The sequence below is a fragment of the Aeromonas sp. R1-1 genome (assembly GCF_040908495.1).
Taxonomy (GTDB): Bacteria; Pseudomonadota; Gammaproteobacteria; order Enterobacterales; family Aeromonadaceae; genus Aeromonas; species Aeromonas veronii.
On the sequence record NZ_JBFODV010000254.1, the window covers coordinates 1 to 24,651 of the forward strand.

A 24,651-nucleotide genomic window follows, 5' to 3' on the forward strand; every position below is an offset into this window, starting at 1 on the left:
CCTTTGACTCCGTGCTGCCAGCGGGCAAGGTGGAGAAAGTGGGGGCGCTGCGGGCGCAAACCCGCGGGCTGGTGGCTATGGTGGGGGACGGGGTGAACGATGCCCCGGCACTGGCCGCGGCGGACGTCGGCATCGCCATGGGCTCCGGCTCCGATGTGGCGATGGAGACTGCCGCCATCACCCTGATGCGCTCTGATCCGCGGTTGGTGGCCGATGCCATCGATATCTCGGCGGCGACCTGGCGCACCATACAGCAGAATCTGTTCTGGGCCTTCGTGTTCAACATCATTGGCATTCCGCTGGCGGCACTGGGCTACCTGAGCCCCGAGCTGGCGGGGGCGGCCATGGCCCTGAGCAGTATCACGGTTTTGAGCAATTCCCTGTTATTGAAACGCTGGCAGCCCAGGGCGGCGCACGGGCCAGCATCCAACCCGATCAGTAAGGAGGCATAAATGAACATCAGCAAGGTTGCCAAGGCCACTGGGCTGACCGCCAAGACCATCCGTTATTACGAGAGCATTGGCCTCATCACAGCCCCGGTACGCAGTGACAACGGCTATCGCAGTTACACCGAGGGGGCGCTGCGGGAGCTGCGTTTCGTCAAGCGGGCGCGGGAGACCGGCTTCAATCTGGAGGAGTGTCAGGAGCTGCTGGCGCTCTATCGGGACGAACACAGAACCAGCGCCCAGGTGAAGAAGCTGGCGCAGGAGAAGATCGTCGATCTGCGCGCCCGCATCGCCGGGTTGCAGGCCATGCTTACCTCCCTGGAAGGGTTGGTTTGCTGCTGCCACGGGGATGAAAATCCCGAGTGCCCGATCCTCGACGAATTGGAGAAGGGGTGAGCAAGGACTCACCTGCCAGCGCAGAAGAAATCGTTATTGATTGATTAACTTCTTAATAAGCGGCGCTTTATTGTTGCGGGTCAGGGGGTAATGGTAGACTGCTCGGCTCTTGTACAGGAGTACTCAGTTGACCCAGAGTGTGACACGCCAGGTTAAGCAGGCCATTATGGCCCAGCTCTATACCCATGCATCGTTCAGTCTCCCCTGTTTGGGCGTGTTGGCATTTGGCTGGAGTCTGCTGTTTCACGACTATCTACCCGCCATCGAAGCGCTCGGTTGGCTGGCAGGCACTTTCCTGTGGCTGCTGGGTCGGGGCTGGCACTTGCGCTGGCGCCGAGCCCGCCTGCACCAGACTCCGTTGCCTGTGCTGGAGCGGGAGCTCTTTATCGGAGCCACCATCACCTCCATCATCTGGGCCCTCGGGGTGCTGCTCTACATGGACAAGCTGCCCGATACCTACCGGGCCGCCATGATGATGCTCTCCAGCCTCATTCTTACCGGCAGCGCCATCATGCTGTTTGGCAGCCGCCGCACCCTCTATGGTTCCGCCCTGCCGCTGGGTATGGCGATGCTGTTCGAGCTGGGCAATGGCAACGAGCAGGAGCGGATCGTCTCCTGCATGCTGGCGGGCTATCTGTTTGTCTTTCTGCCGACCCTGTTGCGCCGGATGCGGCGGGATCAGATCGCCTCGCTCCACCACCGTTTCTCCAACGCCGAGCTGGTGGCCGAGCTGAAGGCGGTCTCCGAGCATTTGCGCCTCACCTCTCGCCTCGACGGCCTGACCGGCATCGCCAACCGCGCTCATCTCGACGACTCTCTGGAACGGGCCTGGCGGCGCTGCCATCGCGCCCGGGCGCCGTTGTCGCTGGTGCTGGTGGATGTGGATTACTTCAAGCAGTTCAACGATCTCTACGGCCATCAGCTGGGGGATGACTGCCTGCAACAGGTGGCTGGCTTGCTGGCCGAGGTGGAGCGGCGTGAGGACGATCTGGCGGCCCGTTACGGGGGCGAAGAGTTCGCCTTGCTGCTGCCCTGCACCGGCATGCAGGGGGCACTGCAGGTGGCCGACAATGTGCGGCAGGCGCTCAAGGAGCTGGCCATCCCGCACCAGAAGTCACTGGTCTCCGGTCGGGTCACATGTAGTTTTGGTGTTGCGACACTGATACCGGACAACAGCATGAAAATCGCCGATTTGATCCAAAAAGCGGATGCGGCACTCTATCAGGCCAAGCATAATGGGCGGGATCGAATCGAAGTAGCCTTGATGGGTAAGGTTGCCTGAATTTAACGTGACAGATTAAAGAGGTTGTCTATGCAATGTCATCGTATCGAAGAGCTGCTGGAGTTGTTGCAGCCTGCCTGGATCAAGGAACAGGATCTCAGCCTGGTGCAGTTTGTTGCCAAACTGGCCCAAGAAGCGGGATTTGAAGGGCCTCTGTCCGAGCTGACCGACGACATGCTGATCTATCACCTCAAGATGCGGGAATCCGACAAGCAGGCGATGATCCCCGGTCTGGCCAAGGATCATGTACCCGATTTCAAAGAGGCACTGCTCAAGGCACGCGGAATCAAGTGAATCTTTAGCGGAAGCGCATCACCTCGGGGTGATGCGCTTTTTTGTTGCCGAAAATTGCGATCCAACCCCAATATTAGATACATCTAATCCACACAATTAGCATGCTGTTTAAGATATAATCCGCTCCATAACAAATAAGGGAGCGATGTCTTGCAATGGCCGACCACGATAAAATCGATATCAAGGACGTCACCGACAAGGGCGTAACCGGGACCTTCAACCCCAATACGTTCAAAGCCAGCGACGACAGATTCAACCCGGGCAACCGCATCTATGTGCGGGCCCAGAAAGGGTATTGGCAGCGGATGCGCAAGGCCATGGGCTGGTTCTTTGTGGCGCTGTTCGTGCTGCTGCCCTGGCTGCGTTACGATGGACGACAGGCGGTGCTGTTCGACCTCGGTCACCAGCAGTTCCATATCTTTGGCGCCACCATCTGGCCGCAGGATCTGACCCTGCTCGCCTGGCTCTTCATGATCGCCGCCTTCGGACTCTTCTTTATTACCACCTTCCTCGGTCGGGTCTGGTGTGGCTATCTCTGCCCGCAGACGGTCTGGACCTTCATGTTCATCTGGTTTGAAGAGAAGCTGGAAGGGCCCGCCAACAAACGGCGCAAGCTGGACGAGGCGCCCTGGAGCGGCGAGAAGCTGGCTCGCAAGGGGGCCAAGCATCTGGCCTGGTTGGCGATCTCGCTGGTGACCGGCCTGACCTTCGTCGCCTACTTCCAGGATGTGACTGAACTGGTGCCAGACCTCTTCACCCTGCAGGCCAGCGGATGGGTGCTGTTCTGGGTGCTCTTCTTCACCATCATCACCTACGGCAATGCAGGCTGGATGCGTGCCATCATGTGTATCCACATGTGCCCCTACGCCCGCTTCCAGTCCGCCATGTTCGACAAGGACACCTTCATCGTCGGCTATGACACCAAGCGTGGCGAGACCCGTGGCGCCCGCTCCCGCAAGGCGGATCCCAAGGCGATGGGATTGGGTGACTGTATCGACTGCGATCTTTGCGTACAGGTCTGCCCGACCGGTATCGATATCCGCGACGGCCTGCAGTACGAGTGCATCAACTGCGGTGCCTGCGTCGATGCCTGCGACCAGACCATGGAGCGGATGGGCTACCCGAAAGGGCTCATCAGCTACACCACAGAGCACAAGCTGGCCAACGACTCCACTCATGTGGCGCGGCCCAAGCTGATTGGTTACGGGCTGGTGATGGCGGTGATGCTGGGAGTCTTTGTCTACAACGCCATGTCCATCATGCCGATGGGGCTCGATATCCTGCGGGATCGCAACCAGTTGTTCCGCGAAAACAGCGAGGGGCTGATTGAGAACACCTACACCCTCAAGATCCTCAACAAGACCCTGCAGTCCCAGACCTACCAGCTGGATGTGGAGGGCTTGCCCGAGTATCAGTGGTTCGGCCCCCGTGAAGTGACACTGAAGGCGGGCGAGATCTACACCCTGCCGGTCAGTCTGGCGGTCGATCCCTACAACCTGAAACGGCCGGCGCTGGATATCCAGTTCGTGCTGAAACGGGAGGGGGCTGCGCCCGATGACAGCAAGGGCAACCTGCGCCAGGGCAGCAAGTTTATCAGCCGGTTGTAACTGCGTGTGGCTGCGGGCGGGCGTTATGCCAGTCCGGTCACCAGCGAGCACGGCAATGCCGGTCAGTAGTGATAGAATGGGGCGCAACGGCGCCCCTTTCTTATGGTGGATGACATGCGTTTCAACTATTCCGACCTCAATCCCGACCTCATCATGGATGCGCTCGATCTCAGTGGCCTGCGGCTCGACTCCGGCCTTATCGAGCTCAACAGCTACGAAAACCGGGTCTACCAGTTTCAGGATGAGGATCGTCGCCGCTATGTGGTGAAGTTCTACCGTCCCGGCCGCTGGAGTCGGGCCCAGATCCTCGAGGAGCACGAGTTTGCCACCCGTCTCGCAGAGGCTGAGATTCCGGTCGCCGCGCCGCTCGCCTTCGCGGGCGAGACCCTGCTGGAGCACGAGGGCTACCCCTTTGCCATCTGGCAAAGCGTCGGTGGCCGCCAGTTCGAAGTGGATAATCTCGATCAACTGGAGTGGGTGGGGCGTTTCCTCGGCCGCATTCATCAGATCGGCGCCAGCAAGCCGTTTCATCATCGGGTGCGGCTCGATGTGGAGAGCATGCTGCACGAACCGCGTCAGCTGCTGGCGTCTGGCGAGTGGCTGCCAAGCGGGCTGGCGAAGCAATTCTTCGGGGTGCTGGACGAGCTGATCAAGCATGTCAGCGACGCCATGACCCTGGATGTGGCGCAGATCTCCCTGCATGGCGATTGCCACCCGGGCAACATCCTCTGGCGCGATGGCCCCATGTTTGTCGATCTCGATGATTGCCGCACCGGCCCCGCGATTCAGGATCTCTGGATGATGCTGAGCGGCGAGCGCCACGAGCAGCAGATCCAGCTCGACACCCTGCTGGCGGGCTACGAGGAGTTTATGGAGTTCGACTCGCGGGAGCTGGCGCTGATCGAGCCGCTGCGGGCGATGCGCATCGTTCATTACATGGCCTGGCTGGCACGGCGCTGGGAAGATCCCGCCTTCCCCCGTCACTTCCCCTGGTTCAATACCGATCACTACTGGCGTCAACAGATAGCGACACTGCACGATCAGCTGGAGGCACTCAAGGCGCCACCGTTGAGCCTGATGCCAAACTGGTGAAATAGAAGGGATCTTGCGCGGCAAGGGGGACTCGATCTCCGGCCCTGACCATTGACGTCAGCATGGCGAAACAATAGGCTTGGCACTGCTTCGGTTCGCCGGGCGTGCCTCACAGTGATCCCTTAACAGGAAACATCATGAAAAAAGTTCTATTTTTCCTTGCTGCCATGCTGATGATCCCCATGGTTCACGCCGCCCCCGAGTTCAAGGAAGGCGTCAACTACGATGTGGTCAAACAGACTGGCAGTGCCCAGCCGGAAGTGATGGAGTTTTTCTCCTACTACTGCCCGCACTGCGCTACCTTCGAACCGATCGTTGAGCAGTTGAAGGCCGGGTTGCCAGAGGGTGTGCCCCTCAAGAAGAACCCGGTTGCCTTCCTCGGTCGCGAGATGGGCCCCGAGATGCAGCGTGCCTATGCCGTTGCCAGCCTGCTCAATGCCGAAGCCAAGCTGACCCCGGCCATCTTCACCAAGATCCACACCCAGCGTCAGCCGCCGATGAGCCGTGACGATGTGAAGAAGATCTTCGTGGATAACGGCGTACCGGCTGAAGAGTTCGACGGTGCCGTCGACAGCTTCGCCGTCTCCGGCATGGTCTCCCAGTTCGATCGCAACACCGAGAGCTACAATATTCGCGGTGTACCGGCCTTCCTGGTGAACGGCAAGTACATGGTGAAGATTGAATCCATCACCTCTCAAGAGCAGTTCAACAAGCTGGTGCAGTTCCTGCTGGCCAAGAAAGACTGATACCCCTTGAGTCGATAAAAAAGCCCGCCGGTGCGAACCGGCGGGCTTTTTGTTTTCTGGTGCTCGGAAAGATCAGACCCCGACGTGGAACGCCTGTTTGAGGTTGCGGATAAACTCCGCATCCCGGCAGAGGGTCTTGCCCGGGCTGTCGGAAATCTTGGCAACCGGGCCGCCATTGCACTCGATCAGCTTGAAGACGATGTTCATCGGGCTGACACCGGGCAGATCGCAGGTGAGCTTGGTGCCGATACCGAAACTGGTGTTGATGCGGCCACGGAAGTGGCGGAACAGCTGCACCGCCTTGTCGAGGTTGAGCCCGTCGGAGAAGACCAGGGTCTTGTCGGTAGGATCGATGCCGAGCCGCTGATAGTGGCTGATCGCCTTCTCGCCCCACACCACGGGATCGCCGGAGTCGTGGCGCAAGCCCTGATAGCTGCTGGCCAGCTCGAAGTCGAAGTCCCGCAGGAAGGCATCCATGGTGATGCAGTCGGTCAGGGCGATGCCGAGATGGTCGGTGAACTCGTCCAGCCAGCTGGTGAGGGCAGCGCGCTGGCTGTGTTCCAGCGGGAAGCCGAGCTGCTGGTGCGCCTGGAACCACTCATGGGCCTGGGTGCCGACCGCGGGCAGCTTGTACTTCTGGGCCAGCATGTAGTTGCTGGTGCCGCGAAACGCCGGCAGCCGCTCCTTGAGGCGACCCACTACCGCATCCTGTACCGCATGGGAGAAGCGGCGGCGGGTGCCGAAGTCGATGAGGTTGAACTCGCTCATCTCGTCGAGGCTCAGCTCCTTCTCCAGCTTGTCGATCTTCTGATCGAGCCGATCCAGCGCATGGCTGACGCCGAACTGGGGGTAGCGGAAGCGGTTGCGCATCTCGCTGATGATGGCGAGCACCGGGATCTCCCACAGGATCACATCCTGCCAGGGCCCCTCGACCCGCACATTGATGCGGCCATCCTGCTCGAACACCTTGAGCAGGGAGGCATCGAGCGGCTTGCGGCGCAGGTGGTCGAGGTAGTCAGGGGTGAAGAAGGGACGCTCGGCCAGAAAATCGAGCTCTGGCCTGGTCAGTCGCAGGGAACCGGCGAGGCGCAGTTGCTCCTCGATCTGCCCCATCATGGGCAGCAGATCCTCTTCATTGCGGCTGTGAAACTCGGCTACCACCTCGGCATCCGGATAGCGATGGAACACCGCCTGCTGCATATGCAGCTTGTAGGCGTCGGTGTCGAGCAGGCTGGTTAGGATAGGGGGCATATCAGGCGTCCAGCAGGCGTTGAACATCGGTCAGGGTCTGGGCCAGTTCGGCGCCAGCCTCGATCATCTGGGTGTGGGCGCTGGCAATCGTCTCGGGCGCAATGCCACGGCAGGCATCGAGGTGGACGATCACCCGGAAACCGGCGCGGCGCAGTTGCAGCACGCTGGTCTTGACGCAGTAGTCGGTGGCGAGGCCGCCGACCAGCACAGTGGTGACACCACGGGCTTGCAGGAATTCGATGAGGCCGGTACTGCGGCGCTCGGCCAGATCGTGGAAACAGGTGCCATAGGGATGCAGGTCAGGCTCGACTCCCTTCCAGATGAAGAAGTCGTAATCGATAGGGGCGGGCAGGCCGTCGAGCAGCTCGAATCCCTTGCTGCCGGGGACGCAGTGTACCGGCCAGGTGAGATCGGCGTTAGGAAAATCAAGCGGTTGCAGCATGGTAGCAGGCTCGCTGGCCACCCAGACCGCATTGGCGGGGTGGGCATCCTTGCTGCCGATGCGCAGGCTGGCGAGGGTGGCCTGAGCGTTGAGGGCCGCCACAATATCATCCCCGCCCGTGACGGGCAGTTCGTTCGGGCAGAGAGGGGTAAAGCCCTTCTGCGCATCAATATCCAGACTGGCGACGGTTCCCATGATTGGCTCCTGCACATACTATTCATGTGATATTATCTACCAAACATTAATGGAAGGCGAGCAGGGCGATCGGGATGCTGAGAATGAGTCTGGATATGGTGGTGCTGCGGTTGCATGAGGAGCGGCTCGAGCTGCTGCTCGAGACCCGCGATCGCCCCCCTTTTGCCAACTGCTGGCAACTGCCTGCCCTGCGCATCGACGAGACGCTGGACCGGGATCTGGACGCCGCCCAGCGCCGCCTGCTGGCGGAGTGGGGGCTGGGTGACTGCTACAGCGAGCAGGTCTGTACTCTCGGCAATCTGGAGCGGGATCCCCGTGGCTGGTCCACCACCCTGGTTTACCTCTGTCTGGTGGCGCCTGAAGTGGAGACCCGCCACGGTTGCTGGCATCCGGTTTCGACCCTGCCGGGCATGAGCCTCGCCTTCGACCATCTCCAGCTCATCGCCAAGGGGCTGGAGCGGCTGCGTATCAAGAGCCGCTACAGCACCCTGCCGCTGCAACTGCTGGGTACCGAATTCACCCTCTCCGAGGTGCAGCGGGCTTTCGAGATCATCCTGCAGACGCCGATGAATACGGCCGCCTTTCGCAAGCGGATCCATCGCGCCGACATTCTGGTGGATACCGGCCGCAAGCGTACCGGCAAACAGCGCCCCGCCATTCTCTACCGGATGGAAAGCCCCTGCTGCGTAATGTTCGATCAGGTGATGCACGGAGCGGAAGCATGAGCGCATCCCCTGTTCGAGTGCTGGTGAGTGCCTGCCTGCTGGGCCAGCCTGTGCGCTACGACGGTCAAAGCAAGGGGATTGTCAGCAACTGGCTGAGTGAGCTGGGTGCCGAGGGGCGGGCGCTGGCGTTTTGCCCCGAAGTGGCGGGTGGTCTGCCGACCCCGCGTCCTCCTGCCGAACGGCAGGGAGATCGGGTAGTGACGGCGAGCGGGCTGGATGTGACTGAAGAGTTTGACCGCGGCGCCGAGCTGGCGCTGGAAATCTGTCAGGCGCAGGGTATTCGCTTCGCCCTGCTGAAAGAGGGGAGCCCCTCATGTGGCAGCGGCCGTATCTATAACGGCCGCTTCGAAGGTGTTTCTGTGGCGGGCGAGGGCAAGACCACCGCCCTGCTGCGCCGCCACGGTATTGCAGTGTTCTCGGAGGATCAGTTGGCCGAGTTGGCTTCTGCGCTCTCTTTGGATGCATCCCCGGATTTGGCGGCAACCGGCAGCGGCGTCTGACCGCTCTGCCACCCCTCCAGCACCTCGTCTTTCTCCTGCCAGCGCTGGTTTAGCCACTCCTGAAAACCGCGCTTGAACTGCTTGTCATTGAAGTAATCCCCAATGAGCGCCTCATCCACCGGCAGCTCTTCGATCCGCACCTGAATGCGTTTCACCCGCCCCATCAGGAAGTCCTTGAACGGGGTCTCGGCGTTGTCCGGATAGCGGATGGTGACGTTGATCAGGCTGTCGAACTGCTCGCCCATGGCTGCCAGCGTAAAGGCCAGTCCTGCCGCTTTGGGCGGCATCAGGTGGCGATAGCGGGAGCGGGCAGCATCCCGTTTCTGCTCGGTGAAGCGGGTCCCTTCCACGAAATTGATGACGGTAGTGGGGATATGGCGAAACTTCTCGCAGGCATTACGGGTTGTCTCGATATCCTTGCCGCGCAGGTGCGGGTTCCTCAGCAAAAACTCCCGCGAATAGCGGCGCATAAAGGGCATATCGAGCCCCCAGCAGGCGAGCCCCAGCAGCGGGATGTAGATGAGCTCGTGCTTCATGAAGAACTTGGGCACCGGCAGCCGATCCCGGAACAGGTGGCCGAGCACCACTATGTCGGTCCAGCTCATGTGGTTGCTGATGATGAGATACCAGCCATCCTTGCGCAGCCTGGTGCAGTCCTCCACCTGCCAGTCGATGCGGGTGGTGAGGCGTATCACCAGCGCGTTGCAGGCCAGCCACAGGCGCATGAAGCGGTTGTTGAGGCGGCTGCAGGCGCGGCCAAAGGCTGGCACCGGCAGCAGCAGTTTGGCCAGCGAAACCAGCAGGATCAGGCTGGCGCACAAGGCGGTAAAGAGAATGGTCAGGCCGGCGCTGATGAGCAGCACCAGCGGGCCGGGAAGCATGGATAACATGAGTGTTCACTGCGCCTTGGTTGCCAGCAGCTGGTTCAGGGTCTGGTCCTTCTCGTGCCAGATCCCGTTCAGCCACTGCTGAAACTCTTGTTGGAACTCGGGGTCATTGAAGTAATCCCCCACCAGTTTGCGGTCGATCGGCAAATAGCGGATCTGAACCTTGATTTGCCCGACCCGACCACACATGAAATCCCAGTAACTGGGAATGCCCTCCGGGTAGGCGATGGTGACATCTACCAGTTGATGCAACTGGTCACCCATGGCGGCCAGAGTAAAGGCGATGCCGCCTGCGCGCGGATGGAGCAGGTGACGATAGGGCGAACCCTGCTTCTGATGTTTGCCCTTGGTGAAGCGGGTGCCTTCGACGAAGTTCATCACACTCACTGGAATGTGGCGGAACCGGGCACAGGCTTTACGGGTTGTCTCTATGTCTTTTCCCTTCAGATGGGGATGCTTTTCCAGAAATTTCCTGGAATATCGCCGCATGAAGGGGAAGTCGAGCGCCCACCATGCCAGACCGAGAAAAGGTACCCAAATCAGCTCTTTCTTGAGGAAAAACTTCAGGAAGGGAATTTTTTGGTTAAAAACCCGCTGCAGTACCAGTATGTCGACCCAGGATTGATGGTTGGCAATCACCATATACCACTCATTCCGGCGCCCTTTGTCCACTCCGACCACATCGAAAGGGGTTCTGATGATGGTTTTCTGGATCAAATTGTTGAAACCGATCCAGCAGCTGGCACAGCCATCCAGCAGCCAGTTGCAGAGGGTGCGCCACCCCTTGAGGGGGAGCAGGAGCTTGAGCAGACCCAGCGAGAAGATGGGGACAAACCAGAAGAGGGTGTTGAAAAAATAGAGCAGGGTGGAGAGGCTGCCGCGCAGTCGCTCTATCAGCTTGTTGGGCATGAGTCGGGTCCGTCTTGCTGTCGATAAAGGGCCATCAAGTGGTCAGATCTGTGGCCATAATATCAGCCGATGGCCCGTGAGACCATTCAGAGCAGTTATGGCGCCGGACTTACCCTTTCCCTTCTGTCAGCTGCTGCGCAGTCGCGACAGTAGCCGATCCATGGCCCGGTAGCCGAGCGCCTCGATAAGATGCTCCTTGCCGATGGCGGGTTGTCCGGCCAGATCGGCGATGGTACGAGATACCCGCAGGATGCGGTGCCAGGCCCGGATACTGAGCCCCAGCTTCTGGATGGCACTTTCCAAAAATTCGGCATCTTGCGGTGATAGTCGGCAAATATCCTCTATCTCGCGACTATCCAGCAGGTTGTTGAGCTTGCCGTTGCGGCTCAGCATCCGCTCCCGTGCCGCCAGCACCCGATCGCGGATCTGCTGGCTCGACTCCCCCCGCTCCGCCTTGCCGGTCAAGCTCCCCTTGGGCAGTAGTGGCACCTCCACCGTCAGGTCGAAGCGGTCGAGAAAGGGGCCGGAGAGCTTGCCGAGGTAGCGCAAGATCTGATCCGGGCTGGAGCGGGTCTGGCCATCGCCATAGTGGCCACAGGGGCTGGGATTCATGGCGCCCACCAGCTGGAAGCGGGCGGGGAAATCCACCTGACGGGCGGCCCGGCTGATGGTGATATGGCCCGTCTCCAGTGGCTCGCGCAGGGAGTCGAGCACCTTGCGCTCGAATTCTGGGAGCTCGTCCAGAAACAGCACCCCGTTGTGGGCCAACGAAATTTCGCCGGGCCGCGGGTGGCTGCCACCGCCCACCAGCGCTACCGCCGAGGCGCTGTGGTGCGGGGTGCGATAGGGTCTGTGGTGCCAGTGACCGGCGCGCGGGGTGAGACCTCCGATGGAGTGGATGGCGGCGGTCTGCTGCGCCTCCTGCTCGTTCAGCGGCGGCAGGATGCCGGGCAGACGGCTGGCCAGCATGCTCTTGCCGGTCCCGGGCGGGCCGATGAACAGCAGGTTGTGGCTGCCGGCGGCAGCGATCTCCAGCGCCCGCTTGGCCTGTGACTGGCCGATCACATCCTGTAGATCCGGTACATCGGGCAGGCTCTCCGCGCTTTGTTGATCCGGCAGTGGCAGCTCGTATTGGCCTGCCAACCAGGCGGTGACGGCCAGCAGTTGGTGAGCGGTACGCACCTCGGCATCCTGAATAAGAGAAGCTTCTGGGCCGTTCTCCCGCGGCACCAGCAGGGTGCGCCCCGCATCGCGGCAGGCGAGCACGGCGGGCAGTACGCCGAGCACGGGACGAATTTCGCCGGTCAGGGCCAACTCCCCCAAAAATTCGTGATCGAGCAGGTATTTTGCGGGTATCTGCTTGGAAGCGGCGAGAATGCCGATAGCGATGGCCAGATCGAAACGGCCCCCCTCCTTGGGCAGGTCGGCGGGGGCCAGATTGACTGTGATGTGTTTGCTCGGGAACTCGAAGTTGCCGTTGAGTAGGGCGCTGCGCACCCGATCCCGCGACTCCTTCACCGAGGTTTCCGGCAGGCCGACCATGTTGAAGGCGGGCAGGCCGTTGGAGAGGTGAACTTCCACTGTAACTTGCGGGGCCGCGATCCCGAGGCTGGCACGGCTATAAACCACAGCTAATGACATAAATCCCGTCCTTGAGTTGATATATGTTCTGACTAACTGCTTATTGTTGGTTTTTTATTCCAGAGTTCCGGCTGAGGAATAGCCAAAATCAGTGGGTTGTCACAGAAAAAAGGCTTGCCCAATAAAAATCACCGTGCTAGTTCTAATAGCCATTCGCGGTTAAAACCGCCCCAATTTCACAGGATTTCCGGTTGTAACTATGAACATGGCCTCCCGTTTCGTCAGCATTATTGTGGTCCTAGTGGTGATTATTATCTCACCGCTCGGGGCTCGTTTAGCTGCACGGAACAAGGGATAGACCCACCACCGGACAGAACGAAACAAGCGACCCCCGAGCCTCACAGCCCGGGGGTTTTTTTCGACCAAAGGACAGGATTTTCCACATGAACGGCGCGCAGTTTTTGGTACAGGCTCTCAAGAAACAGGGTGTGACCCAGGTGTTTGGTTACCCGGGCGGGGCCATCATGCCGGTCTACGATGCCCTGTATGACGGTGGTCTGGCCCATCAGCTCTGCCGCCACGAGCAGGGTGCCGCCATGGCCGCGGTCGGTTATGCCCGCGCCTCCGGTCAGGTTGGGGTCTGCATCGCCACCTCCGGCCCCGGCGCCACCAATCTGGTGACCGGTCTGGCGGAGGCGCAGCTCGATTCGGTGCCGCTGGTGGCCATCAGTGGACAGGTGCCCTGTGCCGCCATCGGTACCGATGCATTTCAGGAGGTCGACGTGCTCGGCATGTCCCTCTCCTGCACCAAACACTCCTTTATGGTGACTGATGCCGCCGATCTGGGGCGGGTGTTGGCAGAAGCTTTCGCCATCGCCACCGAAGGGCGCCCCGGACCTGTGCTGATCGATCTCCCCAAGGATGTGCAACTGGCCGCCGTGCCGCCCCAGAGCCCGCTGTTTGCGGTGGAAGAGCCGGAGGTGCTCAACCTCTCGGAGTTGACTGCTGCCCGCACTCTGATCGCTGCCGCCGAGCGCCCGGTACTCTACGTCGGTGGCGGGGTAGGCATGGCCAATGCCGAGCAGCAGTTGCGTGACTTTGCTGCCGCAACCGGCATGCCAGCAGTCACCACCCTCAAGGGGATCGGTGCGCTCGACCCCGATAGCCCCGTTTATCTGGGCATGCTCGGCATGCACGGCACCAAGGCGGCCAACTACGCGGTGCAGCAGTGCGATCTGCTGCTGGTGGTGGGTGCTCGTTTCGATGATCGGGTGACTGGCAAGCTGGAAGAGTTCGCCCCCGAGGCCAAGGTGATCCATCTCGATGTGGATGCCGCCGAGTTCGGCAAGCGCCGCGCCGCCGAGGTGGGTATCACCACGGATCTCAAGCAGGTGTTGCCACGCCTTGCCATGACTCTCGACATCGCCCCCTGGCGTGAACACTGCGCCGCCATGGCCCGCGAATATGCGTTTCGCTACGACCATCCGGGTCAGGCCATCTATGCCCCGGCTCTGCTCAAACAGCTATCTGCCAAGTTGCCGGAGAGCAGCGTGGTCGCCTGCGACGTGGGTCAGCATCAGATGTGGGTGGCCCAGCATATGCGCTTCACCAGCCCGCGCAACCACCTCTCCAGCGCTGGTCTCGGCACCATGGGCTTCGGTCTGCCCGCCGCCATCGGCGCCAAAATGTCGCGCCCGGAGGATGAAGTGGTGCTGGTAAGCGGTGACGGCTCTTTCATGATGAACGTGCAAGAGCTCGGCACCATCCGCCGCGCCCAACTCAAGGTGAAGATGGTGCTGCTGGACAACCAGCGCCTCGGCATGGTGCGCCAGTGGCAGGAGCTATTCTTCGACGGCCGCTACAGCGAGACCATCCTTTCCGACAACCCCGATTTCGTCGCCTTGGCTGCTGCTTTCGGCATCCCCGGCGAAACCATCACATGCAAGGAGCAGATAGCCGGAGCCCTCGATCGCCTGCTGGCAAGCGAGAGTGCCTACCTGCTGCATGTGGCTATTTCAGAGGAAGAAAACGTCTGGCCCCTGGTTCCGCCAGGAGTCGCCAACCACCAGATGATGGAGCAACGCCCATGAACCCGCACACCCTTGCCCAGCCAGCATTTGCACAACACACCCTGCATATCCACGCCCAGCCCAGACCCGAAGTGATGGAGCGGGTACTGCGGGTGGTGCGCCACCGCGGCTTCAATCTCTGCGCCTTGAATATGGAGCAGGATTGCCAACAGCTGCGGATCACGGTTACTGTCGAGTCGGTGCGTCCCATCCAGCAGTTGTGGAGCCAGCTGGTGAAGCTGGTGGACGTCTCCCGGGTCGATGCACTGGAACAGCAACCCCGGATCAGAGCTTAAGGAGCCAAGCCAATGTCACAGCCTTCCCAATCCGCCACTCACCCGCAATACATCTGGTTTAACGGCACACTGGTGCCCTGGCAGGATGCCCAGGTGCACGTGATGAGCCACGCCCTGCACTATGGTTCCTCGGTGTTCGAGGGTGTGCGTGCCTACGATACCCCCAAGGGCACCTGCATTTTCCGTCTGCAGGAGCACACCCGCCGCCTGTTCGACTCCGCCAAGATCTACTGGATGGAGGTTCCCTACAGCGAGTCAGACGTAAATGAAGCCTGCCGCACCGTGGTGCGCGAGAACGGCCTGAAGAGCGGCTATCTGCGCCCGCTGGCCTTTGTCGGCAACGTGGGGCTGGGGCTGCATCCGCCGCTGGATGCCAAGGCTGACCTGATGGTTGCCGCTCTGCCGTGGGGCGCTTATCTGGGGGAAGAGGGGCTGAAAAACGGGGTGGATGTCTGCGTCACCTCCTGGAACCGGCTCGCGCCCAACACCATTCCCACCGGCGCCAAGGCGGGCGGCAACTACCTCTCCTCCCAGCTCATCAGCCGCGAGGCCAAGCGCAACGGCTTTGCCGAGGGGCTGGCGCTGGATGTGAACGGCTACCTGAGCGAAGGGGCGGGGGAGAACCTGTTTCTGGTGAAGAACGGCGTGCTGTTTACCCCGCCCGCTACCGCCGCCATCCTGCCCGGCATCACCCGCGACACTATCATGACGCTGGCGCGTGACTTGGGTTACGAGGTACGCGAGCAGGCGCTGCCCCGAGAGGCGCTCTATGTTGCAGACGAGATCTTTATGACCGGCACCGCCGCCGAAGTGACGCCGGTGCGCTCCGTCGATCGGATGAAGGTAGGGGCTGGCAGCCGTGGCCCGGTGACCGAGCAGTTGCAGAACGCCTTCTTCGGCCTGTTCAATGGCAAGACCGAGGACAAGTGGGGCTGGCTGACGCCAGTCAACGACTGATAAGAGAGGGGAGGCTCCATGCCTCCCCGAGTCGCTTCCGGTGAGAACTTCCCAGAGGAGCCTTCACCAGGATCGATTCCGATCCACTCGTATCATCACCGCATAACGCATCGAGCCCATATGGGCATTCAGGGAGTAGAGACATGCCGAAGTTGAGATCCGCCACCACCACCCACGGACGTAACATGGCCGGGGCCCGCGCCCTGTGGCGCGCCACCGGAATGACCGATCAGGATTTCGGCAAACCCATCATCGCCGTGGTCAACTCCTTCACCCAGTTCGTACCGGGCCACGTCCACCTCAAGGATTTGGGGCAGCTGGTGGCGCGCGAAATCGAAGCCGCCGGCGGCGTCGCCAAGGAGTTCAACACTATCGCCGTGGATGACGGCATCGCAATGGGCCACGGCGGCATGCTCTACTCCCTGCCGTCGCGCGAGCTGATTGCCGACTCGGTGGAGTACATGGTCAACGCCCACTGCGCCGATGCCATGGTCTGTATCTCCAACTGCGACAAGATCACCCCGGGGATGCTGATGGCCGCCCTGCGCATCAATATCCCGGTGATCTTCGTCTCCGGCGGCCCGATGGAAGCGGGCAAGACCAAGCTCTCCGACCAGATCATCAAGCTCGATCTGGTGGACGCCATGATCCAGGGCGCCGATCCAAAGGTCTCCGACGCCCAGAGTGAACAGGTGGAGCGCAGCGCCTGCCCCACCTGTGGCTCCTGCTCCGGCATGTTCACCGCCAACTCCATGAACTGTCTGACCGAGGCGCTCGGCCTCTCCCAGCCGGGCAACGGCTCCATGCTGGCGACTCACGCCGATCGCGAGCAGCTGTTCAAGCTGGCGGGCCAGCGCATCGTGACTCTGGCCAAGCGCTGGTATGAACAGGATGACGAGAGCGCCCTGCCGCGCAATATCGCCACCAAGGCGGCGTTCGAGAATGCCATGGCGCTCGATATCGCCATGGGCGGCTCTACCAATACCGTGCTGCACCTGCTGGCAGCGGCGCAGGAGGCCGGGGTGGACTTCACCATGGCTGATATCGACCGCATGTCCCGCAAAGTGCCTCAGCTCTGCAAGGTGGCGCCCTCCACCCAGAAATATCACATGGAAGATGTACACCGCGCCGGTGGCGTAGTGGCCATTCTGGGCCAGCTGGAGAAAGCGGGTCTGGTGCATGGGGATGCCCGTACCGTGCTGGGTTGCTCCCTCGTCGAACAGCTCAATGAATATGATGTCAGCCGCCAGCCGAGTCAGGAGGTGGTGGACTTCTATCGCGCTGGCCCGGCCGGCATCCGCACCACCAAGGCGTTCAGCCAGGATTGCCGCTGGCCGGAGCTGGATCTGGACAGAGCCGAAGGGTGCATCCGCTCGCTGGACAACGCCTACAGTCAGGAGGGTGGTCTGGCGGTGCTCTCCGGCAACCTCGCGGTCAATGGCGCCATCGTCAAGACCGCCGGGGTGGATGAGGAGAACCTCACCTTCCGTGGCCCAGCCCGGGTATTCGAGAGTCAGGAGAGCGCGGTGAACGGTATCCTCGACGGCACAGTGAAGGCGGGCGAGGTAGTGGTGATCCGCTACGAAGGGCCGAAAGGGGGCCCGGGCATGCAGGAGATGCTCTACCCCACCACCTATCTCAAATCCATGGGGCTCGGCAAGGCGTGCGCCCTGATCACCGATGGCCGCTTCTCCGGCGGCACCTCGGGCCTCTCCATCGGCCACGTATCGCCGGAAGCTGCCTCTGGCGGCACCATAGGTCTGGTGGAGGATGGCGACATCATCAGCATCAATATCCCGGCCCGTAGCATGGTGCTGGAGGTGGCCGACAGCGTGCTGGCAGCCCGCCGTGTCGCCGTCGAGGCTCGGGGCTGGAAGCCGCTCGATCGTCAGCGTCAGGTCTCCTTTGCCCTGCGCGCCTACGCCATGTTCGCCACCAGCGCCGATAAAGGCGCGGTGCGCGATCGCTCAATGCTGGGGGAATAAATCATGGTCTCTGCGGCGGATTATCTACGCAAAGTGTTGCTCTCTCCTGTCTACGAGGCGGCGCGGGTCACCCCCTTGCAAACCCTGAAGAAACTCTCCGAGCGACTCGGCAACCATGTCAGCCTGAAGCGGGAGGATCTGCAACCGGTCCACTCTTTCAAGTTGCGCGGTGCCTACCACAAGATCGCTACCCTGACCGAGGAGCAGAAAGCGCACGGCGTCATCGCCGCCTCTGCCGGCAACCACGCGCAGGGGGTCGCCCTGTCGGCCGCCAAGCTCGGTATCAAGGCGATCATCGTGATGCCCAAGACTACGCCGGACATCAAGATCGATGCGGTGCGCCGTCAGGGCGGCAACGTCATGCTGTTTGGCAACAGCTTCGACGAGGCCTACGGCGAGAGTCGCCGCCTCGCCACGCTTGAGGGCTACACCCTGATCCCGCCGTTTGACGACGTCGAGGTGATCGCCGGCCAGGGCACTATCGGCAAGGAGCTGCTGGAGCAGGATACCCACCTCACCCACGTGTTCGTGCCGGTGGGGGGCGGCGGGTTGGCCGCCGGGGTGGCGGTCTATATCAAACAGCTGTTGCCGGATGTGAAGGTGATCGGGGTGGAGGCGGAGGGCTCCGCCTGCCTCAAGGCCGCGCTGGCGGCAGGCGAGCCGGTCAATCTGGATCGCGTCTCCCTGTTTGCTGACGGTGTAGCGGTCAAGCGCATCGGCGAGGAGACCTTCCGCCTGTGCAACCAGTATCTGGACGAGGTGGTGACCGTCTCCAACGACCAGATCTGCGCCGCGCTGAAAGACATCTTCGACGACTGCCGCGCCATTGCCGAGCCGTCGGGCGCCCTGTCGTTGGCGGGCCTCAAGGCATACAGCGAGCGGGAGCAGGTCAAAGGGGGGCGGATGGCGGCCATTCTCTCCGGCGCCAACGTCAACTTCCACAGCCTGCGCTATGTGTCGGAGCGCTGCGAGATTGGCGAGAAGCGCGAGGGCATGCTGGCGGTGACCATCCCCGAGCGCAAAGGGGCCTTCCTCGACTTCTGCCGTCAGCTCGGGCCGCGCATGGTGACCGAGTTCAACTATCGCTACGCCGATGCCGAGCAGGCGTCGCTGTTCGTCTCGGTGCGCCTCACCGGCGGTGACGAGGAGCTGGGCCAGATCATCGATCAACTCGGCGGCAACGGCTATCCGGTGGTCAACATGACCGAGAGCGAGCTGGCCAAGAACCACGTGCGTTACATGATTGGCGGCCGCCCGGCCCGACCCCTCGGTGAACGTCTCTACAGCTTCAAGTTTCCGGAGCAGCCTGGCGCCCTGATGCGCTTCCTCGAGACCCTCGGCTGTCGCTGGAACATCAGCCTGTTCCACTACCGCAACCACGGTGCCGACTACGGCCGGGTGCTCTGTGCGTTCGAGCTGCCGGACGAGGACGTGGCCGCCTTCCACGACTACCTGCACGAGATTGGCTACGGCTGGAAAGAGGTGAGCGATGACCCGGCCTACCGGCTGTTTCTGGCTAGTTGATGCTGCGATGAGGAGAGAGGGAGGCGTTGGCCTCCCTCTGTTTTTAGGCTGCAATTGGCCACTTCTGTCTGAGCCATTGAAATCCATGAGCCAGCACCATCAGTAGCAGGGTTCCGGGTAGTACCGTTTGCCACAGGAAGGCTGGCTCTTGTCCTGTCATCAGGATCAGCAAGGGATTGGCGCCCGCTGGAGGATGGAGGATATTCAGTCCCTGCATCAGGGCGATGGCCAGCCCGGTTGCCAGAGCCATCTGCACTTCAGCGGGGAGCGGAAGCAGGCCGATAACCAGTCCGACGCAGGCCGTCAGCAGGTGACCGCCCAGCACGTTTTTGGGGCGCGCCAGCGGACTATCTGGCAGGGAAAACAACAACACACAGCTGGCCCCGAAAGGTGCCATGACTAGCGCGACATGCCAGCTCAGATTGAGCCATCCCAATATGCCGATGGTGAGTGCGGCGCCCACACCTGCCCATAACGGGCCATACCATTTTGTCATCATGCTTTCCTCTTGGTTTGCCAGAACTGATTAGGCACATTAGGTAGACAGATCGGTGTACTTCAAGAGGCAAATCATGAGTGAGAAGCGTCAACAACTGGTAGCGACGGCCTACCGTCTGTTCAACCGTCATGGCTTTCATGCCACCGGCATAGATCGCATCTGGGCCGAGGCGGGGAGTACCAAGCGCACCCTCTATCGCCACTTCCCGACCAAGGATGCCTTGATTGAGGAGGTGCTGCTCGCTCGTGACCGGGAGTTCTTCGCCTTGCTTGACCTGCGGCTGGCCGGTGTGAGCGGACGTGAAGCTCGCCTGCAGGCGCTGTTTGACGGTTTTGCAGAGTGGTTTGGCCGCTCTGATTTCTATGGCTGCAACTTTATCAACGCCAGCGCCGAGTTTGCCGACCCACGCCATCCGGTGCGCAAGCTGGTGATGGCGCACAAGCAGGCGTTGCTGGGTTGGGTGATAAATCAGCTCAATTGCTCTCTGGGTCAGGCGACCGGGCTTTGCCTGCTGCTGGAGGGGGCGATCGTGATGGCTCACAGCTATCAGCAGCCACTGGCGCTGGAGCAGGCCAGAATGCTGGCAAAGACCATTTTGACCGACGATACCGCGATAATGCAGGCCGCTTCACACTCCTGAGCTGCTGGTCATTTGAGGCTGCGTTCGGATGGGATACCTTGAATAGCGGAGAGGCCGCCTGACGGCTTCACACAGGGAAAGTGCGCACTCAGGCGCCCATAACGACTTATTGCAGAGGCGAAAATATGAATAAATCCATGCTTGCCGTATTGGTCAGTGGTTTGCTGGCGGCCGGAGCCGTGCAGGCTGCCGCTCAGGACAATACCTGGTATGTCGGTGGCAAGGCCGGTTGGTCCAATTACTATGGCGTTGATTACAACCAACAAGTTAAGGATGTAGTCGATTTTGTATCACCCAGTGATAAACAAAGTGATCTCGGTTTGGGTGGTTTTGTCGGCTATCAGCTTAATCAGAACTTGGGTTTTGAGTTGGGTTATGACTGGTTTGGTAAGTATCAGCTTGATAAAACTGCGTCCTTGGGAACCCTGTCTGCCGGGTTGCACGGTGAAGCTAAAGCACAAATGATACAGGCCACCATGAAGATTAGTTTCCCTGCTACATCTGTATTGGATGTCTATGGTCGCTTGGGCGGCGCGTATGCCTGGACTGAGAGCTCTTATTCCGGTTGGTATAAAGATTCCGCTACCCCAGCCAACGATGTGTCATTTGACAATAATGGACACAAATACCATGGCGCTGCGTTTGTTGGTGCACTTGGTGTTGAATATGCCATCGACAAAGACTGGGCTGCTCGCCTTGAATACCAATACACCACCCCGTTGGGCAGTACATCTGAAGATCGTTCCGGTATAGAGATGGATAACGGTCTGCTCTCTGTTGGCATGCTCTATCGCTTCGGTCAGCAAGGTGGCGAGGTCGCTGCACCGGCGCCCGCTCCGGCAGCCGAACCGGAACCTGTAGCCGTGGTTGAGCCCAAGACCTTCAGTCTGAGTTCCGATGTGCTGTTCGAGTTCAACAAAGCGACCCTGAAACCGGCTGCCAATCAGGCGCTCGATGCCCTGTTCAGCCAGATTGTGGCGGCCAATCCGAAAGATGGTGTTGCAACTGTCATCGGTTATACCGACCGCATCGGTTCCGACAACTACAACCTGGCTCTCTCCGAGAAGCGGGCCCAGAGCGTGGCCAGCTATCTGGTATCCAAAGGCTTGTATGCCGATAAGGTACGAGTCGAGGGACGTGGCAAGGCCAATCCGGTCACTGGCAGCAGCTGTGCCAGCCACTCCAAGCAGGAGCTGATCGCCTGTCTGGCACCGGATCGCCGGGTAGAAATCCATCTGGAAGGGGTCTCCCAGCCTGTCCAATAAGCAGAGCAACGGGATCGATAAATGTAAAAACGGGAGGCTTGGCCTCCCGTTTCTTATGGGGTGTTTACGATGTTGAGCCTCAGAGCCCGAACAGCGGGCGCAGGCGAATGCCGATGAGGCTGCCAGCGAGGGCCATCAGCATCCAGACCCAGCCGTGCAGGCTGCCAGAGGCGGTGCCATCGAAGAAGCCGCCGAGGTTGCAGGCGGCGTACATGGCGCCCATCCCCATCAACAGGCCGCCGATGATGGAGGCCAGACTGTTGCCGATCCGCATCGGGGCGAAGTTGCCGCCACCACTCAAACAGCGCGCCAGCATGGCCCCCAGAATCCCGAGCCAGAACATGCCGACCATGGGGTTGATAAAGAGCGGCTGGGCCAGTTTCGGGTTCCCCTCGAACAGGCCAAACAGGGAGGCACCGCGCAGCGCCATGTCATAGACGGCGCCGGTGATGGTCCAGGCCGAGCCGTGCAGAGCGACGACAGTGGAGTTGAGTATGGCGATGATGATGCCGCCGGTCAGCACGGTGAAGCGGCCATCGCGCCAGAACAGATTGCCGCCGCTGAAGAGGGGCTTGAGTTCGCCGGTACGCTTGAGTTCGCTCTTGCGAAACAGCAGGAACAGCGAGGCGACCAGCGCCAGGTTGAGTAGCATGCCGCTCCAGATGTTGCCGGTCAAATCCTTGGCCAGCACCACATGGCTGGAGAAGGTGGCCTCCAGTTCGGGGCGGAACTGGTTGCTGATGAGGGTGCCGATGCCGTAGCAGATTAGCACCAGCCAGAAGCGGGGTTGCCCCTCGCCGCAGCAATAAAGAGTGCCGGTGGCGCAGACGCCTGCCAGCTGCATGCCGATGCCGAACAGGAAGGCACCGATGATGAAGGGAATGCCGATAGCCATCACGTTACCCACCATGGCATCGCCAAACAGGGCGTGGCTAAAAGAGAGGAAGGTAGTGAACAGCAGAATTTCGATGGCGATGGTGAGCAGGTGAACCCGCACATAGTAGCTGTTGCGCTTGGTCAGCATTTCGCGCCAACCGAAGACGATGCCGAAGCGGCTGAAGGAGAGAGTGAAGCCGAAGCCGAATCCGATCAGGGCCATCAGAGCCCATTTCATACCAAAGGTGTTGCCAAGCCAGAGTAACGCTCCCCCCGCGATTGCCACGATGGGGAGCGACCATTTTCGATTCATGTCTGTTGATCCTTGCAGTTGGTTTTCAGAGGGGCGGATCCTATTCCCTCGTGGAGTCCAATGCTACCCATTTAGTCAATGCAGAGAAAAAGGGGGGCGCTGACTCCCGTCAGCGCCGGGGATCAATGGCGGGTGGTGTCGAGATGGAAGTGGTGAGTCTGCCTGGTCAGGATGCGGGCGTGCTGGGCGACCATGGTCGCCTCTTCGGCGGCGTGGCTGGCGCTCTGATTGACTTCGGCCGCCAACCGCGACATCTCCCCGACCTGATGGTGGATCCCTTGCACCAGCCGGGTCTCATCGCTCATCAACTGATCGACCTGAGCGATGCGCTGGTTGATCTCCTCGCAGCTCTGCGCGATCCGGGCGACGCTCTGGCGCGCTGTCATTGTGTGAGTGACCGCTTGTTCGACCCGTGCCAGTTCGGTATCCATCTCGTTGGCGGCGCGCAGGCTGACATCCTGGATCTTGCCGATGATGGTGTTGATCTCGGTGGTGGCGCTGCCGGTGCGGGTCGCCAGCGAGCGTACTTCATCCGCCACCACGGCAAAACCGCGCCCCTGTTCACCTGCCCGCGCCGCTTCAATGGCCGCGTTCAGCGCCAGCAGATTGGTCTGCTCCGCAATATCGTGAATGGCGCCCGCCAGCCCGGCAATCTGCTGCGAGAGCCCGGCCAGATCCGAAATGGTATGGGAGACCTGCTTCACTCCCGTGACTTGCTCCCCGATCACCTGTTCCACGGTGTGGATGGCGATCATCGCCTCTTGTGCCCGCTCTGCTGACTGCAGGGTTTGCTCCCCTACCTGATGCAGCTGGCTACCCGCCTGTTCAATGGAGTGGGTGAGCTGTTCGATGGCCTGTTCGATATGTTGGGCCGCCCCGACCTGCGCCTGACTGCCATCGGTGTGCCGTTGTGCCATGGTGGTCAGGCTGGTGGCGCGATCATCCAGCGTACTGGCGCTGCGCTGCAGGGACTCCACCAGGGTTGCCAGTTGGTCACGCATGGCCCCGATCTGGCGGATCAGCTCGCCGATGGCATCGAGGCCCGGCTCCGGCATGGGGCGGTTCAACTCCCCTTCGGCGATGGCAGCGGTGGCCTTGCCAGCGGCCAGCAGCCGCTGTTGGGTGGGGCGTCCCAGCCAGAAGATGAGCCCAGCCCCCAGCAGTGCAGCGCACAACAGCAGGCTGTAGCAGAGTTGGGTGGTGTTGGCGAGATGGGCCATTTGCTCGGCGGCATACTCGTTACCGCGGATGACGGTGGCGTCCACCCCTAGCCGGTGGGCGTTATAGAGGGTGTGCAGGCGCGCCGCAATCGCGCCCGCCTGCGCCAGGTCCCCCACCTTGATGGCGGGGACAAACTTGTCGTTGAGCAACTGCCAGAACAGCTCCCCCTGCACTTTTTGCTCCCCCAGCAGCAGCTCCCTGAGGGGCTCGTTCAGGCTGCTCTCTTGCCAGAAGCGGTTACGGCTCTCGAACTCTTGCTGCAGTCGGGCGAGGGTTTGCAGCAGGACCTCCCGCTCCTCCGGTTTGGCATGGAGCAGGGTGTAGACCTGCAACTGGGATTCGATGAGGTAGAGAGGCGGCGGCAGAATATCGGCTACCACATCCTTCCCCTGTCCCATCTGATCTGCTGCGCTCCGGACCGAGTAAAGCCCGAAAAAGCTGATGGAGATCAGCGTGATAATGACCATGATCCCCAGAACCTGACCAAAAAGCAGGGATCTGTCGTGAATGTGCTTGAGCATGTTGCCTCCATTCGGCTCCGTTCCATGGATAGCATAGCTCTCTGGCGGGATGGTGCGACTCGGGTGTGGCCTGTTGATGGCGAGTCGGCCTGGAGAAGGGGAAGTCGCAGTCTGAAGGCCGCTGGTGGCACG

General features: G+C 61.0%; 24 protein-coding genes. 16 read left to right on the forward strand and 8 right to left on the reverse strand.

Annotation, left to right across the window (positions count from 1 at the left end; all coding sequences use genetic code 11):
* From AB5Y92_RS16940 to AB5Y92_RS16970, 7 genes are all read left to right on the forward strand, one after another.
* Positions 1-452, forward strand: a 452-nt coding sequence (locus tag AB5Y92_RS16940; protein WP_368227210.1) for an HAD-IC family P-type ATPase, incomplete at its 5' end; no start/stop codon positions are given.
* On the forward strand, positions 453-842 hold the full coding sequence (gene cueR / locus AB5Y92_RS16945; protein ID WP_005356117.1) for a Cu(I)-responsive transcriptional regulator: 390 nt from the start codon (positions 453-455) through the stop codon (positions 840-842).
* Positions 843-969: 127 nt separating this feature from the next.
* On the forward strand, positions 970-2,124 hold the full coding sequence (locus AB5Y92_RS16950) for a GGDEF domain-containing protein (protein WP_005339596.1): 1,155 nt from the start codon (positions 970-972) through the stop codon (positions 2,122-2,124).
* A 30-nt stretch (positions 2,125-2,154) separates the two neighbouring features.
* Entirely contained in the window at positions 2,155-2,418 is a 264-nt protein-coding gene (locus AB5Y92_RS16955; protein WP_005339598.1) for a YihD family protein, read from the forward strand.
* 155 nt (positions 2,419-2,573) lie between these two features.
* The gene (gene ccoG, locus AB5Y92_RS16960; protein ID WP_005356121.1) at positions 2,574-4,025 is read left to right on the forward strand and encodes a cytochrome c oxidase accessory protein CcoG; all 1,452 of its coding nucleotides are present in this window, start codon (positions 2,574-2,576) and stop codon (positions 4,023-4,025) included.
* Positions 4,026-4,127: 102 nt separating this feature from the next.
* Positions 4,128-5,117, forward strand: coding sequence for a serine/threonine protein kinase (locus AB5Y92_RS16965; protein WP_040095068.1), 990 nt, complete (start codon positions 4,128-4,130; stop codon positions 5,115-5,117).
* A gap of 137 nt (positions 5,118-5,254) precedes the next feature.
* Positions 5,255-5,863, forward strand: a complete 609-nt coding sequence (locus tag AB5Y92_RS16970) for a thiol:disulfide interchange protein DsbA/DsbL (RefSeq protein WP_005339604.1) — start codon at positions 5,255-5,257, stop codon at positions 5,861-5,863.
* 72 nt (positions 5,864-5,935) lie between these two features.
* Here AB5Y92_RS16970 and pncB read toward each other — a convergent pair whose 3' ends face one another.
* Positions 5,936-7,114 (reverse strand): nicotinate phosphoribosyltransferase, encoded by a 1,179-nt coding sequence (gene pncB, locus AB5Y92_RS16975; RefSeq protein ID WP_204481876.1) that lies wholly within the window; start codon positions 7,112-7,114, stop codon positions 5,936-5,938.
* Position 7,115: 1 nt separating this feature from the next.
* Positions 7,116-7,751 (reverse strand): nicotinamidase, encoded by a 636-nt coding sequence (locus tag AB5Y92_RS16980; RefSeq protein WP_215802715.1) that lies wholly within the window; start codon positions 7,749-7,751, stop codon positions 7,116-7,118.
* 74 nt (positions 7,752-7,825) lie between these two features.
* Between AB5Y92_RS16980 and AB5Y92_RS16985 the strand changes: the two genes are divergently transcribed.
* Together AB5Y92_RS16985 and AB5Y92_RS16990 are read left to right on the forward strand one after the other, a co-directional pair.
* A complete protein-coding gene (locus tag AB5Y92_RS16985; protein WP_158113487.1) occupies positions 7,826-8,476 on the forward strand; it encodes a DNA mismatch repair protein MutT in 651 nt (216 codons plus the stop codon).
* On the forward strand, positions 8,473-8,976 hold the full coding sequence (locus tag AB5Y92_RS16990) for a DUF523 domain-containing protein (protein ID WP_368227211.1): 504 nt from the start codon (positions 8,473-8,475) through the stop codon (positions 8,974-8,976). The genes AB5Y92_RS16985 and AB5Y92_RS16990 overlap by 4 nt, the downstream gene beginning before the upstream one ends.
* Here the strand turns inward: AB5Y92_RS16990 and AB5Y92_RS16995 are convergent.
* From AB5Y92_RS16995 to AB5Y92_RS17005, 3 genes are all read right to left on the reverse strand, one after another.
* On the reverse strand, positions 8,901-9,866 hold the full coding sequence (locus AB5Y92_RS16995) for an acyltransferase (RefSeq protein WP_368227212.1): 966 nt from the start codon (positions 9,864-9,866) through the stop codon (positions 8,901-8,903). The genes AB5Y92_RS16990 and AB5Y92_RS16995 overlap by 76 nt on opposite strands.
* 6 nt (positions 9,867-9,872) lie before the next feature.
* Positions 9,873-10,772 carry an acyltransferase gene (locus AB5Y92_RS17000; RefSeq protein ID WP_368227213.1) on the reverse strand — a complete coding sequence of 300 codons (900 nt, stop codon included), beginning with the start codon at positions 10,770-10,772 and terminating at the stop codon, positions 9,873-9,875.
* 126 nt (positions 10,773-10,898) lie between these two features.
* On the reverse strand, positions 10,899-12,413 hold the full coding sequence (locus tag AB5Y92_RS17005; protein WP_368227214.1) for a YifB family Mg chelatase-like AAA ATPase: 1,515 nt from the start codon (positions 12,411-12,413) through the stop codon (positions 10,899-10,901).
* Positions 12,414-12,796: 383 nt separating this feature from the next.
* Between AB5Y92_RS17005 and ilvG the strand changes: the two genes are divergently transcribed.
* The 5 genes from ilvG (at position 12,797) to ilvA (ending at position 19,184) form a co-directional block, all read left to right on the forward strand.
* Positions 12,797-14,443, forward strand: a complete 1,647-nt coding sequence (gene ilvG / locus AB5Y92_RS17010) for an acetolactate synthase 2 catalytic subunit (RefSeq protein WP_368227215.1) — start codon at positions 12,797-12,799, stop codon at positions 14,441-14,443.
* Entirely contained in the window at positions 14,440-14,718 is a 279-nt protein-coding gene (ilvM, locus tag AB5Y92_RS17015; protein ID WP_005342011.1) for an acetolactate synthase 2 small subunit, read from the forward strand. Before ilvG ends, ilvM begins: the two co-directional genes overlap by 4 nt.
* A 12-nt stretch (positions 14,719-14,730) precedes the next feature.
* Positions 14,731-15,675, forward strand: coding sequence for a branched-chain amino acid transaminase (locus AB5Y92_RS17020; RefSeq protein ID WP_368227216.1), 945 nt, complete (start codon positions 14,731-14,733; stop codon positions 15,673-15,675).
* 143 nt (positions 15,676-15,818) lie between these two features.
* The gene (gene ilvD / locus AB5Y92_RS17025) at positions 15,819-17,660 is read left to right on the forward strand and encodes a dihydroxy-acid dehydratase (RefSeq protein WP_368227217.1); all 1,842 of its coding nucleotides are present in this window, start codon (positions 15,819-15,821) and stop codon (positions 17,658-17,660) included.
* Between the two features lie 3 nt (positions 17,661-17,663).
* Positions 17,664-19,184 (forward strand): threonine ammonia-lyase, biosynthetic, encoded by a 1,521-nt coding sequence (gene ilvA / locus AB5Y92_RS17030; RefSeq protein WP_368227218.1) that lies wholly within the window; start codon positions 17,664-17,666, stop codon positions 19,182-19,184.
* A 43-nt stretch (positions 19,185-19,227) separates the two neighbouring features.
* Here the strand turns inward: ilvA and AB5Y92_RS17035 are convergent, their stop codons facing one another.
* Positions 19,228-19,680, reverse strand: a complete 453-nt coding sequence (locus tag AB5Y92_RS17035) for an HPP family protein (protein ID WP_076492734.1) — start codon at positions 19,678-19,680, stop codon at positions 19,228-19,230.
* A gap of 76 nt (positions 19,681-19,756) precedes the next feature.
* Here AB5Y92_RS17035 and AB5Y92_RS17040 point away from each other — a divergent pair, with 76 nt between their 5' ends.
* Complete coding sequence (locus tag AB5Y92_RS17040; RefSeq protein ID WP_164537354.1) at positions 19,757-20,323, forward strand: TetR/AcrR family transcriptional regulator; 567 nt, start codon at positions 19,757-19,759, stop codon at positions 20,321-20,323.
* A 125-nt stretch (positions 20,324-20,448) separates the two neighbouring features.
* Positions 20,449-21,588: a porin OmpA gene (ompA, locus tag AB5Y92_RS17045; protein ID WP_368227219.1), complete on the forward strand. Its 1,140-nt coding sequence runs from the start codon at positions 20,449-20,451 to the stop codon at positions 21,586-21,588.
* 79 nt (positions 21,589-21,667) lie between these two features.
* On the opposite strand, the gene AB5Y92_RS17050 is transcribed toward ompA, so the two are convergent.
* Positions 21,668-22,777 carry a YeeE/YedE family protein gene (locus AB5Y92_RS17050; RefSeq protein WP_368227220.1) on the reverse strand — a complete coding sequence of 370 codons (1,110 nt, stop codon included), beginning with the start codon at positions 22,775-22,777 and terminating at the stop codon, positions 21,668-21,670.
* Positions 22,778-22,899: 122 nt separating this feature from the next.
* Complete coding sequence (locus AB5Y92_RS17055; protein ID WP_368227221.1) at positions 22,900-24,519, reverse strand: methyl-accepting chemotaxis protein; 1,620 nt, start codon at positions 24,517-24,519, stop codon at positions 22,900-22,902.
* Positions 24,520-24,651 lie beyond the last annotated feature (132 nt).

What these genes read in the sequence shown, in the direction of transcription:
- cueR (WP_005356117.1), top strand. Translation starts at nt 453, where the DNA reads ATGAACATCAGCAAGGTTGCCAAGGCCACTGGGCTGACCGCCAAGACC.
- AB5Y92_RS16955 (WP_005339598.1), top strand. Translation starts at nt 2,155, where the DNA reads ATGCAATGTCATCGTATCGAAGAGCTGCTGGAGTTGTTGCAGCCTGCC.
- ccoG (WP_005356121.1), top strand. Translation starts at nt 2,574, where the DNA reads ATGGCCGACCACGATAAAATCGATATCAAGGACGTCACCGACAAGGGC.
- AB5Y92_RS16965 (WP_040095068.1), top strand. Translation starts at nt 4,128, where the DNA reads ATGGTGGATGACATGCGTTTCAACTATTCCGACCTCAATCCCGACCTC.
- AB5Y92_RS16970 (WP_005339604.1), top strand. Translation starts at nt 5,255, where the DNA reads ATGAAAAAAGTTCTATTTTTCCTTGCTGCCATGCTGATGATCCCCATG.
- pncB (WP_204481876.1), bottom strand. Translation starts at nt 7,114, where the DNA reads ATGCCCCCTATCCTAACCAGCCTGCTCGACACCGACGCCTACAAGCTG.
- AB5Y92_RS16980 (WP_215802715.1), bottom strand. Translation starts at nt 7,751, where the DNA reads ATGGGAACCGTCGCCAGTCTGGATATTGATGCGCAGAAGGGCTTTACC.
- AB5Y92_RS16985 (WP_158113487.1), top strand. Translation starts at nt 7,826, where the DNA reads ATGCTGAGAATGAGTCTGGATATGGTGGTGCTGCGGTTGCATGAGGAG.
- AB5Y92_RS16990 (WP_368227211.1), top strand. Translation starts at nt 8,473, where the DNA reads ATGAGCGCATCCCCTGTTCGAGTGCTGGTGAGTGCCTGCCTGCTGGGC.
- AB5Y92_RS16995 (WP_368227212.1), bottom strand. Translation starts at nt 9,866, where the DNA reads ATGTTATCCATGCTTCCCGGCCCGCTGGTGCTGCTCATCAGCGCCGGC.
- AB5Y92_RS17000 (WP_368227213.1), bottom strand. Translation starts at nt 10,772, where the DNA reads ATGCCCAACAAGCTGATAGAGCGACTGCGCGGCAGCCTCTCCACCCTG.
- AB5Y92_RS17005 (WP_368227214.1), bottom strand. Translation starts at nt 12,413, where the DNA reads ATGTCATTAGCTGTGGTTTATAGCCGTGCCAGCCTCGGGATCGCGGCC.
- ilvG (WP_368227215.1), top strand. Translation starts at nt 12,797, where the DNA reads ATGAACGGCGCGCAGTTTTTGGTACAGGCTCTCAAGAAACAGGGTGTG.
- ilvM (WP_005342011.1), top strand. Translation starts at nt 14,440, where the DNA reads ATGAACCCGCACACCCTTGCCCAGCCAGCATTTGCACAACACACCCTG.
- AB5Y92_RS17020 (WP_368227216.1), top strand. Translation starts at nt 14,731, where the DNA reads ATGTCACAGCCTTCCCAATCCGCCACTCACCCGCAATACATCTGGTTT.
- ilvD (WP_368227217.1), top strand. Translation starts at nt 15,819, where the DNA reads ATGCCGAAGTTGAGATCCGCCACCACCACCCACGGACGTAACATGGCC.
- ilvA (WP_368227218.1), top strand. Translation starts at nt 17,664, where the DNA reads ATGGTCTCTGCGGCGGATTATCTACGCAAAGTGTTGCTCTCTCCTGTC.
- AB5Y92_RS17035 (WP_076492734.1), bottom strand. Translation starts at nt 19,680, where the DNA reads ATGACAAAATGGTATGGCCCGTTATGGGCAGGTGTGGGCGCCGCACTC.
- AB5Y92_RS17040 (WP_164537354.1), top strand. Translation starts at nt 19,757, where the DNA reads ATGAGTGAGAAGCGTCAACAACTGGTAGCGACGGCCTACCGTCTGTTC.
- ompA (WP_368227219.1), top strand. Translation starts at nt 20,449, where the DNA reads ATGAATAAATCCATGCTTGCCGTATTGGTCAGTGGTTTGCTGGCGGCC.
- AB5Y92_RS17050 (WP_368227220.1), bottom strand. Translation starts at nt 22,777, where the DNA reads ATGAATCGAAAATGGTCGCTCCCCATCGTGGCAATCGCGGGGGGAGCG.
- AB5Y92_RS17055 (WP_368227221.1), bottom strand. Translation starts at nt 24,519, where the DNA reads ATGCTCAAGCACATTCACGACAGATCCCTGCTTTTTGGTCAGGTTCTG.